The organism is Bradyrhizobium diazoefficiens, assembly GCF_016616235.1.
Lineage (GTDB): Bacteria > Pseudomonadota > Alphaproteobacteria > Rhizobiales > Xanthobacteraceae > Bradyrhizobium > Bradyrhizobium diazoefficiens_H.
Map to the genome: position 1 here is coordinate 4294603 of NZ_CP067100.1, position 12084 is coordinate 4306686.

Below are 12084 nucleotides of genomic sequence, written 5' to 3' on the forward strand. Positions count from 1 at the left end.
CAGACATTCGCAATCCAAATCCACATGAGATAGCCGGCGACGCCGCCCCACAATAATTTCAACGCGGTCACGACCAGCAAACAGCATTTTTGAGCAAGTCAGGCCCATTCCAGGCAAGAGATCCGGCCATATCAGGCGTAAGGTGCGCTCGCATCTCAAACCGATTTGAGAGCGTCAGGCCGGCTGTCCTGATCCTCTCACATTCACGAATGCCAGGGAGACATGCCATGAAGATCGTCGTGATCGGTGGGACCGGATTGATAGGATCCAAGCTCGTGGCCAAGCTCAAGCAGAAGGGCCATGAAGCCATCGCGGCCTCGCCGAAATCGGGCGTGAACGCCGTAACCGGGGAAGGCCTCGCAGCTGTGCTCAAAGGCGCGGATGTCGTCGTCGACGTCGCCAACGCACCGTCCTGGGAACCCGCGGCGGTGCTCGAATTCTTCGAGCGTTCGAGCCGAAATCTCGCCGCGACCGAGGTCGCAGCGGACGTCAAGCATCATGTCGCGCTGTCGATCGTCGGCACGGATCGCTCGCCCGATATCGCATATTTCCGTGCCAAGCTTGCCCAGGAGAAGATCGTCAAGGCATCTCCGGTCCCCTACTCGATCGTGCGTGCGACCCAGTTCTTCGAATTCCTCGGCGCCATTGCCGAGTCCGGCGCGGCTGACGGCCGGATCGTCGTGCCCTCCGCGTCGTTTCAGCCGATCGCCTCCGACGACGTGGCCGCGTCCCTCGCGGAGGTCGCGACAGGACGGCCGCTGAACGGCACGATCGATATCGCAGGACCGGAGAAGGCGCCCTTCAACGAGTTCGTCGCGCGCCGCCTGAAAGCGGCGGGCGACAGCCGTCCGGTGGTGGGAGATGCCAAGGCGCCGTATTACGGTTCGCCGATCCAGGACACCTCGCTGGTCCCGCTTGGCGAGGCGCAACTCGGGAAAACACCGCTTGCGACCTGGCTCGCGACGGCCTGAGACTCCGCGAACCCGCAATCACTGCAACCACGGCAGCGAAGGACATCCCATGCGCAGAATCCTGATCGCGACGGCCGTTTGTGCCGCATTCCCCCCGGCGGCACATGCGGCCGAGACGGCGGCTGCGAAGTCCGCCAAGGTGAGCGTGGTGTTCGACCACGCGCTGCCGAACGTCCCGGGGAAGAGCATGAAGGGCGTGCTGGTTGAGTACGGGCCCGGAGGCTTCTCACCGGCCCATATTCACGCGCCTTCCTTCATCTATGCCACCGTGCTGGAAGGCGCGATCCGAAGCCAGGTCAACGACGACCCCGCCAAGGTCTATCACAAGGGCGAGAACTTCTTCGAGAAGCCCGGCGACCGCCATGCTGTCAGCAGCAATGCCAGCGACACCGAGCCTGCGAAGCTCCTTGCCGTGTTCGTGGTGGACACGTCCGATACCGAGCTGACGACGCCGATCGCGAAGTAGAACATGCCGCGGACCAACTTCATGCCCCACTTAAGCGAAGGTCAGCACCCCAACCTGTCGGCGACGCCGCCGAAATCTTTCGCGACGATGTCCCAATTGCCGGTGGCCTCGAAATCAACTTTCTGAAGCGGGCCATACTCCGTCGGCCGCGCCACGAACGCCGTCTTCAGGCCGTTGTTCTGCGCGGCGGCGAGATCGGCGTTATGGGCGGCGACCATCATCACCTGCGCCGGCTTGAGGCCGAGCAGGCGCGCGGCGCCGAGATAGGTTTCGGGATCGGGCTTGTAGTGTTCGAACAGCTCGGCCGACATGATGAGGTCCCAGGGCAGGCCTGCGAACTTCGCCATGTTGGTGAGCAGCGCGACGTTGCCGTTCGAGAGCGGCGAGATCACGAACTTCGTCTTCAGACGCGTGAGTCCGGCGACGCTGTCGGGCCAGGGATTGAGGCGGTGCCAGCCCTTGGTGAGGTAGTCGAGATCGCCGTCTGTGAGGCCCTTGATTCCGAACTTTTCAACCAGCTTTTCAAGCGAGCGGCGGTGCAGGTCGTCGAGCATGACATAGCCGCGCGCAGGGTTCTTGCGCACGTCGTCCATGGAGGCGACATACATGCCGCGCCAGCCATCGACCAAAGCGGTCCAGTCGGCGCTGATGCCGCGGCCCTTCGCCCACCACATGAAGTCGGTGATCAGGCTGGTGCGCCAGTCCACGACAGTGCCGAACACGTCGAAGACCAGGGCCTTGACGGCGGAGAGATCGGGCATGTGCGCTTCCTCTTGTTTCTTGTCATTCCGGGTTCGCGCTTCGCGAGCCCCGGAATGACGGAGAAAACTAGTCCAGATGGAACTTCGCGAGCTCGCGGTGCTCGGCCTTAATGTAGCGCACGGTGCCGGTGACGGAGCGCATCACCACCGTCTCGGTCTCGATTACGCCGTCCTTGCGAAATTTGACGCCCGACAGCAATGAACCGGTCGTGACGCCGGTGGCGGCGAACAGGCAGTCGCCGCGCGCCATGTCCTCGATGCCGTAGATCATCTTGGGATCGTCGACGCCCATCTTGGCGGCACGCTCGACCTTCTCGCCGGAATCGAGGATCAGGCGGCACTGCATCTGGCCGCCGATGCAGCGTAGCGCCACGGCCGCGAGCACGCCTTCCGGCGCGCCGCCGGTGCCGAGATACATGTCGACGCCAGTATTATCAGGGTCGGCGCAATGGATCACGCCGGCGACGTCGCCGTCGGTGATCAGGCGCACGGCAGCTCCGGTCGAGCGCACGCTGGCGATGATGTCGGCGTGGCGCGGACGGTCGAGCACGAGAACGGTGATGCCTTCCGGCTTGACGCCCTTGGCCTTGGCGAGGCGGCGGACGTTATCGGCCGGCGAGGCGTCAAGCTCGACGACGCCCTTATCGTAGCCCGGGCCGATCGCGAGCTTCTGCATGTAGACGTCGGGCGCGTGCAGCAAGGTCCCGCCGTCGGCCATCGCCATGGTGGCGATCGAGCCCGGCATGTTCTTGGCGCACAGCGTGGTGCCTTCAAGCGGATCGACCGCGATGTCGACTTCCGGGCCGGCGTTCACACCAACCTTCTCTCCGATGAAAAGCATCGGGGCCTCGTCGCGCTCGCCCTCGCCGATCACGATGGTGCCCTGGATCGGCAGCTTGTTGAGTTCGCGCCGCATCGCGTCCACCGCGGCCTGGTCGGCCGCCTTCTCGTTGCCGTGCCCTCGCAGCCGCGCCGACGATACCGCCGCCCGCTCGGTCACCCGCACGATTTCCAGCGTGAGGATGCGCTCGAGCAACGCTTGCGGCGGGACTGAAATATGGGTCGACATCGGCTCACTCCTTCGAAACGGTTCTGGACGGAAATCTCCGTCCGCATCAACTCGTAGCACCCACAGTTCGTTCGAACCGTGTCAGTTCTTCTCGATTCTAATCACCTGCGGCCGTCCGCTGATCACCTTGTCCTTCTGCACGGCGGCGAGCGCACGGCGCACGGCGTCCTCATGCGTCGCATAGGTGATCAGGATGACGGGCACGGGCGCCGCCTTGCCGTCCGAGGGCGCAGCGCCGCCATTGGGATGGCGCTGCACGATCGACTCGATCGAAATCTTCTGTTCTGCAAGCCGGGTCGCGATCGCAGCCGCGGTGCCCGGAAAGTCACGCGCCAAAAGGCGGATGTAATAGCCGCCTTCGTGGCGCTCCATCGGCGCCTTCTTGGTGTCGTGAAGTTGGGAAATGGGCCGGCCGAACGGATTGGCGCGGATGCCGCGCGCGACATCGGCGATATCGGCGACGACGGCGGATGCGGTCGCAGCGCCGCCTGCGCCGGGGCCGACCAGTGTGATCGGCGGAATGCCCTCGCCATCGATCGTAACCGCATTGGTGACACCCACCACCTGCGCGATCGAGGAGGATTTTGGAACCATGGTCGGATGCACGCGCTGCTCGATGCCCTTGGCGGTGCGAACCGCAACGCCGAGCAGCTTGACGCGATAACCGAGATCAGCCGCGGCGCGCAGATCTTCCGGCGCGATGGAGGAGATGCCTTCGACATACACCGCGCTTTGAGCAACTTTCGTGCCGAAAGCGAGGCTGGCGAGGATCGCGAGCTTCTGCGCGGTGTCGTGGCCGTCCACGTCGAAGGACGGATCGGCCTCGGCATAGCCGAGCCGCTGCGCGTCCTTGAGGCACTCGGCGAAGGACAGGCCCTCCTGCTCCATCCGCGTCAGGATGTAATTGCAGGTGCCATTGAGGATGCCATAGACGCGGTTGATGCCGGTTCCGGCAAGACCTTCGCGTAACGTTTTGATGACAGGGATGGCGGCGCCGACGGCTGCCTCGTAATTCAGCGCGCCGCCGTGCTTTTCAGCGGCTTTTGCCAGCTTGATGCCGTGCTTGGCGAGCAGCGCCTTGTTGGCGGTGACGACCGACTTGCCGGCATTCAACGCGGCCTCGACCGCCGACAGCGCGGGATCGCCGGCACCACCCATCAGTTCGACGAAGCAATCGACCTCGGCATGGGTCGCGAGCGCCATCGGGTCTTTCGTCCACTCAACGCCGTCCAGATCGAGGTCGCGCTTCTTCGCCTTCGAGCGCGCAGTGACGGCGACGACGCGAATGCCGCGGCCGCTGCGGCCCGCGAGCACGCGGCTCTGCGTTTCGATCAAACGGACCACTTCGGCGCCCACGGTGCCGAGCCCCGCTATGCCCACTTTCAGGGGTGCAACCATGATGTCTTAGAAAACCTGCCGAAGAGAAGCGTGAAACGTGAAGAGAGCTTAGCGCCGATTGGCGAGCGGAACGACGTTGTGCAACGTTTCGATGCCGCTTTCAAGGAAGCGGCGCACGCCGCGCGCGGCCTGCCTGATCCGTTGCTCGTTTTCCACCATGGCGATGCGGACATATCCTTCGCCATGCTCGCCGAAGCCGACGCCGGGCGAGACCGCGACGCCGGATTTCTCGACCAACAGGGTCGCGAACTGCATGCTGCCGACGCCGCGGAAGGCCTCCGGCAGCGGCACCCAGGCGAACATCGAGGCCTCCGGCGGCGGGATCTCCCAGCCGGCGCGGCCGAACGATTCCACCAGCGCGTCGCGGCGCTTGCGGTAGGTGTCGCGCATCTCTTTGATGCAATCGTCGGGACCGTTCAGAGCGGCGGTCGCGGCGACCTGGACCGGCGTGAAGGCGCCGTAGTCGAGGTAGGATTTGACGCGGGCGAGCGCCGCGATCACGCGCTCATTGCCGACCGCAAAGCCCATACGCCAGCCGGCCATCGAATAGGTCTTCGACATCGAGGTGAACTCGACGGTGACGTCGATCGCGCCGGGCACCTGGAGCACCGAGGGCGGCGGGTTGTTCTCGTCGAAATAGACCTCGGCATAGGCGAGGTCGGACAGGATCAGGATCTCGTGCTTCTTCGCGAAGGCGACGAGGTCCTTGTAGAAGTCGAGGCTCGCGACATAGGCGGTCGGGTTCGAGGGGTAGCAGACGACGAGCGCGAGCGGCTTGGGGATCGAATGCACGATCGCCCGCTCCACCGCCTCGAAGAATTGCGGCGTCGGCTCCGAGGGCACCGAGCGGATCACGCCGCCCGCCATCAAAAAGCCGAAGGCGTGAATCGGATAGCTCGGGTTCGGACAGAGGATGACATCGCCCGGCGCGGTGATCGCCTGGGCCACGTTGGCAAAGCCCTCCTTCGAGCCGAGCGTCGCCACGACCTGGGTGTCGGGGTTGAGCTTCACGCCGAAGCGGCGGGCGTAATAGCCGGCCTGGGCCCGGCGCAGGCCGGGGATGCCGCGGGAGGCCGAGTAGCGGTCGGTGCGCGGCTTGCCGAGCGTCTCCTTGAGCTTCTCCAGCACATGGGGCGGCGCCGGCAGGTCCGGATTGCCCATGCCGAGGTCGATGATATCGGCGCCGGCATTCCGCGCGGCCGCCTTGGCCCGGTTGACCTGCTCGAACACGTAAGGCGGAAGGCGGCGGATGCGGTAAAATTCTTCCATGGCTCTCTGGGCTCCGGGCAACCGGTCAGGACAGAATCGACAAGCCATGACGGTCGCCTTCGAAAGGCGCCCCGCCCCTTTCGCGCAAACTACTCAAAATCAAATACTTAGAGCAATTTTCGACGACGGCGGCTGAAGTCGTTCGCCCTGACTCTCGGCTGAACTGAGGTCTTTTTAGCACGGCATGGCGGGGGCGCCAGCGATTACCTTGCGCCGCCTCGTCTGGAGTCGTTATTTCGCATCCTTGGCGGCAATGGCCTGGCGATCGCGCGCGGCGGCGAGCTCGGCCTCGATCTTCGCGCGCTGCTCCGGCGGGATGACCGCCTGGTCGCGATCCGGCGGCAAATCGTGCACCGGCAAATAGGTGGCGGGGTCCTTGGGATGCGCCTGCGCATCCGCAGGCGTGAGATCGGCAAGCTGGCTCGAGCAGCCGGCAAGCGCAAATGCCACGCTCAGCAGCGCGCCACAGATCAGCAGCGACTTTTGCAGGTCCCTAAACGCCAACACTTGGGAAATCCCCTACTGTCCCAAAGCACGGCCCCGGAAAAGCCTACCCGACACCGCGCCCAAGCTCAAACCATTGCTGCCCGAAATGGCGTGAGCGAGAAAACAGCCCGGAACCACCAAGCCGAGCGGTGCGGCTCGATTGTGACAGAACCAAGAATATTTGTCGCAGCGCAACACATCTTCGAGAGTGTTTAATGCCAAACTTGCGAGCTTCGCGGTGACGAATACGGAATGAATCGTTACTGTTCTGCTCATGAGTATCGCCACAACCGACACGCCCAAGCCCGAGACCAAGTTCGATGCGGAAGCCTTCGCGATGAATGTCGCACGGGCGATGGAGAGCGGCGGCAAGGCGCTCGCGGCCTACCTCAAGCCGCGCGAGAGCGGCGAGGTGCAGGACCGTCCGCCGGCCGAGCTGACGGAAGTGGTCAAGACCTTCACAGCGGTCGCCGAATACTGGTTGTCGGATGCGTCCCGCGCCTCCGATCTCCAGACCAAGCTCGCCAAGGACTATCTCGACCTCTGGGGGGCGGCGGTGCGCCGCATGGCCGGCCAGGACGTGGAGCCCGCGATCGCGCCCTCGCCGCGCGACAAGCGCTTTGCCGATCCGGAATGGAAATCGAACCAGTTCTTCGATTTCGTGATGCAGCTCTATCTGCTCACGACCAAATGGGCGCAGGAGCTGGTGCGCGAGGCCGACGGGCTCGATCCGCACACCCGTCGCAAGGCGGAGTTCTACGTCCAGCAGGTCACCAACGCGCTGTCGCCGTCCAATTTCGTGCTGACCAATCCGGAGGTGTTGCGCGAGACGATGGCGAGCAGCGGCGAAAATCTCGCGCGCGGCCTGACGATGCTGGCCGAGGACATCGCCGCCGGCAAGGGCATGCTGAAGATCCGCCAGTCCAATCCGGACAATCTCGTCGTCGGCGTCAACATGGCGACGACGCCCGGCAAGGTGATCTACCAGAACGAGATGATGCAGCTGATCCAGTATGCGCCGACGACGGAGAAGGTGCTGCGCACCCCGCTCCTGATCGTGCCGCCCTGGATCAACAAGTTCTACATCCTCGATCTCAAGCCGGAGAAATCCTACATCAAGTGGTGCGTCGACCAGGGCGTCACCGTGTTCGTGATCTCATGGGTCAATCCCGACAAGCGGCTCGGCAACAAGAGCTGGGAAGACTACATGAAGGAAGGCGTGCTGACGGCGATGGACGTGATCGAGAAGATCACCGGCGAGATGAAGGTGCACACCGCCGGCTATTGCGTCGGCGGCACCATGCTCGCGACCACGCTGGCCTGGCTCGCCGAGAAACGCCGCCAGCGCGTAGCGTCGGCGACGTTCTTCGCAGCGCAGGTCGACTTTACCCATGCCGGCGATCTCCTCGTGTTCGTCGACGAGGAGCAGATCGCAGCGCTCGAGCAGGACATGAAGGCCGCCGGCGTGCTCGAAGGCTCGAAGATGGCGATGGCCTTCAACATGCTGCGCTCCAACGACCTGATCTGGTCGTATGTCGTCAGCAACTACCTGAAGGGCCAGCAGCCAAGCGCGTTCGACCTGTTGCACTGGAATTCCGACGCGACGCGCATGACCCAGGCGAACCATTCCTATTACCTGCGCAATTGCTATCTGGAGAACCGGCTGTCGACCGGCACCATGGTGCTCGACAACACGTTGCTCGATCTCTCCAAGGTCAAGGTGCCCGTCTACAACCTCGCCACCCGCGAGGACCACATCGCACCGGCCGAGTCGGTGCTGTACGGCTCGCAGTTCTTCGGCGGCCCGGTGAAATACGTGCTGTCGGGCTCGGGCCACATCGCCGGCGTGGTCAATCCGCCGGCGTCGAACAAGTACCAGTACTGGACCAATGACAACATCAAGGCCGCCAGCGTCGCCGAATGGATGAAGGGCGCGGTGGAGCACAAGGGCTCGTGGTGGCCTGACTGGCGGCAATGGCTGGGCGATCTCGATCCGGAGGAGGTCCCGGCGCGCGCGGTCGGCAGCGACGCCCTGCCCCCGATCGAGGACGCCCCCGGCAGCTATGTCAGGGTCCGCGCATAGCGGACTCTGCCGCGCTCTTGTATAGACTCGCTCTCGACACAGCGACGATAGAGGGGACCGGACTATGACGCGTGAATTGTTCTGGCTGACACTGACGGTGATCCTGACCGGAATCCTCTGGATCCCCTACACCATCAATCGCTGCCAGGTTCGCGGCCTCAGCGGCGCGATGGCCAATCCTTCGCGCGGCGACAAGCCGCAAGCCGAGTGGGCAAACCGCCTGATGTTCGCCCATGACAACGCGGTCGAGAATCTCGTCATCTTCGCGCCGCTGGTCCTGATCCTCAACGCAATCGACTATTCCACGAAGTGGACCGTGCTCGCCTGCGTGGTCTATTTCTGGTCGCGCGTCGCACATCTGATCGTCTATGCGCTCGGCATCCCGGTGTTCCGCACGCTGGCCTTCACCGTCGGCTTCCTCGCGCAGGCCGTGCTGGCGCTGGCGATCTTCAGGGTGGTTTGAGCGCATCGGAAAGGAGCTGCACGCCACTGCAATCCGGGATATCGTCGCGCGGCTGAGACACCCGATGCGACGGATTTCCCAATGCGGACCCTTTTGCCAGCCGTCACAATGATCGCGCTTGCTGGATTTGGCGGCGCAGCACAAGCCCAGTGCCCCGAATTGACCCGTCTGCGCCGCGAGGCCGTGGAGGCTACAAAGCCGATGAACCGCGGATTGATGCCGGACCGCTGTGACGCCTACATCCGCGCATCGCTCGCCTGGAGGACCGTGCGCGCCTACGCGCAGGACCATCAGGAGATGTGCAATATCTCCGGCCGCTCGCTCAGCGAAATCGACAAGCTGCACCACGACGCAATGGTGGCCCGCAACAATGTCTGCGCCGGCCGCCCCGCTCGAGCGTTTCCGGCGGATATCATCTTGCGTTGAAATCACGGGCCCTCCGGCTCTGCAGCGCATCACAGAAGAAGTGCTGCGCTGCGTCCGGGGGCACGAACCTGCCTTACGCCTCCGGCAGGCCCAGCATCAGCCGCATGTTCTGCACGGCTGCGCCCGAGGCGCCCTTGCCGAGATTGTCGAGCCGCGCGACCAGCACCGCCTGATGGTACTTGTCGCTGGCGAAGACGTAGAGTTCGAGCTTGTTGGTCTCGTTCAGCGCCTCCGGCTCCAGCTTGCCGCCCTCTTTCTGAAGCGGCATCACCGAAACATATTTCGAGCCGGCGTAGCGCTTGGCGAGTGCAGCTTGCAGGTCCGCGCCACTGGGCCTTCCCGGCAGCGTGTCGAGCTGGAGCGGGACCGAGACCAGCATGCCCTGGCGATAGTTGCCGACCGAGGGAATGAAGATCGGCCGCCGCGTCAGGTTGGAATAGAGCTGCAGCTCCGGCAGATGCTTGTGCTCGAAGCCGAGGCCGTAGAGCTCGAAGGCCGGCGCGCTGCCGTCCTCGAAGCTCGCGATCATCGACTTGCCGCCGCCGGAATAGCCGCTCACCGCGTTGATGGTGACGGGATAGTCTGATGGCAACAGGCCCGCGTCGACGATCGGCCGCAGCAGCGCGATGCCGCCGGTCGGATAGCAGCCAGGGTTGGAGACCTTCTTCGCAGCCTTGATCTTGCCGGCCTGGTCCGGAGTCAGCTCCGGAAAGCCGTAAGCCCAGTCGGGCGCGACCCGGTACGCGGTCGAGGCATCCAGCACCTTCGGGGCCGAGGCGCCCATGCTGTCGACCAGCGCGACGGTCTCCTTGGCGGCCTCGTCGGGCAGGCAGAGGATGACGAGGTCCACCTCCTCCATCAGCGCCTTCTTGGCCGCCGGATCCTTGCGCTTGTCATCGGCGATGGTCTTCACCACGACGTCGTTCTGGAGCTTCAACCGCTCATTGATGCCGAGGCCGGTGGTGCCGGAGCCGCCGTCGACGAAGACGGTGGCGGGCTTCGTCGTCGCGCCAGTGGTCGGGGCCTTGGTGGTCTCAGCGAGGCTGGTTTCAGAAAGGCTCATGGCGCGCTCCTTTCGAGCATGTTGGTGTCGTCTGCAAAAATCTGCGGCCGGGCCTGCCGCATCAGGTGAGAAATCTGCCTGGCGTCGGCATCGCCGCCGCCAAGCGCGTTCGCGATCGCCGCATAGTCGGCATCCGATTTGTGCTGGTTGAGCTTGAAGCTGCCTTCGACCTCTTCGACCGTCATGACCAGACCCACGATCGCCTTCTTCATGGCTTCCAGCCGGCCCGCGGTCATCTTGGCCGACGTCCACGGCGTCTTCGGCGCGAGCCAGCTCTCGAACTTGTCACTGAGCGTGTCGATTTGCACTGACAGCTCACCGTCCGACAACAACCGCACCGGTCCGGTCAGATGCACCGATTGGTAGAGCCAGGTCGGCACCTGATCCGGCGAGACGTACCAGTCCGGCGATACATAGGCATCGGGGCCGTTGACCGCGAGCAGCCAGGACGCCTTGCCGTCCGCCAACTTTATCAGCGGATTGTGACGGGCAACGTGAAAGGCGGCGTGCGGCGTGCCGTCATCGCCATAGTTCAGGTAGAACGGCAGCGCTGATGCGATTGGCTTGTTGCCGTCGAAGGCGCACATCGTGCCGAAGCCACGCGCGTCGGCGAATTTCAGGCTCGCGGCGCGGTCCTGCTTGGAAAACGGTGGCGTGTACATCGTGGTCTCCTGCTGGGCTTCCCTCGGGGAGCCGCCGGATCAGATCGCGCTGACAGGAGAGAGAATGCCGCGGATCGGATCCAGCGGCAAAGACGATGATCTCAAACGCGATCGACCGCCCAAACCGCTAAAGCGCGGCGGCGGCGACGGGCGAACAGGATGGTCGCGGCGTTGATCATGGCGCGCGGCTATAAGGCGAGATGCGGTTCCCGTCAAGGTCCCGACGTCACACCACGCGCCAGATCCATTCCATGATCTCCGCGATCACATCGCCGAACAGCAGCAGCGCCGCTGCCCAGACCAGTGCGGAAATGAAATTGGCGGCCTGGAAACGCCAATAGGGCATCTCGAAAATGCCGGCCGCGAGCGGCACCGAGGCGCGCAGCGGGCCGAAGAAGCGGCCGATGAAGATGCTGGGCACGCCCCAGCTGCGCACAAAGGCCTCACCCTTGGGCAAGAGTTCCGGATAGCGCGAGAGCGGCCACATCTGCGCGACCTGCTCCTTGTAGCGATAGCCGAACCAATAGGAGACCCAGTCGCCGAGCGCAGCGCCGATGCCGCCGGCGATCCAGACCGGATAGAAGCTGATCCCGCTCGCCCCGATCAGCGCGCCGATAGCCACCAGCGCGCCCCAGGCCGGGATCAGCAGCGAGATGAAGGCGAGCGACTCCCCGAATGCGAGCAGGAACACGATCGGGGCCGCCCAGGCCTGATGAGCACGCACGAAGTCGGCCAGTGCGTGCGCGTAATGCTCCATTCCGAAATAGCCTTCCCGCCCTGCCTCAAGGTGCTGCTCGATGAAAATGACTGGTAAGCCAAGGGCTTGTGTGACATCAAGTCACAAAACCGACGCCAAACCGGACCGGAGCGTCAAATTGCCGGGAATTGGTGGACCTGCGGCGTAAAATCGCCGGGATTGGCTCCCAACCACACCGCCCGGCCGGGCCGCAAGTAACCTTTCCAGGCC

At 64.1% G+C, this 12084-nt stretch carries 13 protein-coding genes; 5 read left to right on the forward strand and 8 right to left on the reverse strand.

What is annotated here, in order from left to right; translation table 11 throughout:
- Positions 1-227: 227 nt before the first annotated feature.
- A complete protein-coding gene (locus JJB99_RS20420; protein WP_200494128.1) occupies positions 228-971 on the forward strand; it encodes an SDR family oxidoreductase in 744 nt (247 codons plus the stop codon).
- A 49-nt stretch (positions 972-1020) separates the two neighbouring features.
- Entirely contained in the window at positions 1021-1437 is a 417-nt protein-coding gene (locus JJB99_RS20425) for a cupin domain-containing protein (RefSeq protein WP_200494129.1), read from the forward strand.
- A gap of 41 nt (positions 1438-1478) precedes the next feature.
- On the opposite strand, the gene JJB99_RS20430 is transcribed toward JJB99_RS20425, so the two are convergent.
- The 5 genes from JJB99_RS20430 to JJB99_RS20450 form a co-directional block, all read right to left on the reverse strand.
- Positions 1479-2198, reverse strand: a complete 720-nt coding sequence (locus JJB99_RS20430; RefSeq protein WP_200494130.1) for a haloacid dehalogenase type II — start codon at positions 2196-2198, stop codon at positions 1479-1481.
- Positions 2199-2265: 67 nt separating this feature from the next.
- Entirely contained in the window at positions 2266-3267 is a 1002-nt protein-coding gene (gene glpX, locus JJB99_RS20435) for a class II fructose-bisphosphatase (protein ID WP_200494131.1), read from the reverse strand.
- A gap of 81 nt (positions 3268-3348) precedes the next feature.
- Positions 3349-4665, reverse strand: coding sequence for a homoserine dehydrogenase (locus tag JJB99_RS20440; protein WP_200494132.1), 1317 nt, complete (start codon positions 4663-4665; stop codon positions 3349-3351).
- A gap of 48 nt (positions 4666-4713) precedes the next feature.
- Positions 4714-5934 carry an LL-diaminopimelate aminotransferase gene (locus JJB99_RS20445; protein ID WP_200494133.1) on the reverse strand — a complete coding sequence of 407 codons (1221 nt, stop codon included), beginning with the start codon at positions 5932-5934 and terminating at the stop codon, positions 4714-4716.
- Between the two features lie 231 nt (positions 5935-6165).
- Positions 6166-6441, reverse strand: a complete 276-nt coding sequence (locus JJB99_RS20450) for a hypothetical protein (RefSeq protein WP_200494134.1) — start codon at positions 6439-6441, stop codon at positions 6166-6168.
- Between the two features lie 253 nt (positions 6442-6694).
- On the opposite strand from JJB99_RS20450, the gene JJB99_RS20455 reads away from it, so the two are divergent.
- The 3 genes from JJB99_RS20455 to JJB99_RS20465 all read left to right on the forward strand — a co-directional run bounded on the left by JJB99_RS20455 (position 6695) and on the right by JJB99_RS20465 (position 9392).
- Entirely contained in the window at positions 6695-8503 is a 1809-nt protein-coding gene (locus JJB99_RS20455; RefSeq protein WP_200494135.1) for a PHA/PHB synthase family protein, read from the forward strand.
- Between the two features lie 64 nt (positions 8504-8567).
- On the forward strand, positions 8568-8966 hold the full coding sequence (locus JJB99_RS20460; protein ID WP_200494136.1) for an MAPEG family protein: 399 nt from the start codon (positions 8568-8570) through the stop codon (positions 8964-8966).
- Positions 8967-9047: 81 nt separating this feature from the next.
- On the forward strand, positions 9048-9392 hold the full coding sequence (locus tag JJB99_RS20465; RefSeq protein ID WP_200494137.1) for a hypothetical protein: 345 nt from the start codon (positions 9048-9050) through the stop codon (positions 9390-9392).
- Positions 9393-9465: 73 nt separating this feature from the next.
- Here JJB99_RS20465 and argC read toward each other — a convergent pair whose 3' ends face one another.
- From argC to JJB99_RS20480, 3 genes are all read right to left on the reverse strand, one after another.
- A complete protein-coding gene (gene argC, locus JJB99_RS20470) occupies positions 9466-10455 on the reverse strand; it encodes an N-acetyl-gamma-glutamyl-phosphate reductase (RefSeq protein ID WP_200494138.1) in 990 nt (329 codons plus the stop codon).
- Complete coding sequence (locus JJB99_RS20475) at positions 10452-11117, reverse strand: FMN-binding negative transcriptional regulator (protein WP_200494139.1); 666 nt, start codon at positions 11115-11117, stop codon at positions 10452-10454. Before JJB99_RS20475 ends, argC begins: the two co-directional genes overlap by 4 nt.
- A gap of 226 nt (positions 11118-11343) precedes the next feature.
- Complete coding sequence (locus JJB99_RS20480; RefSeq protein WP_200494140.1) at positions 11344-11874, reverse strand: DedA family protein; 531 nt, start codon at positions 11872-11874, stop codon at positions 11344-11346.
- Positions 11875-12084: the final 210 nt, after the last annotated feature.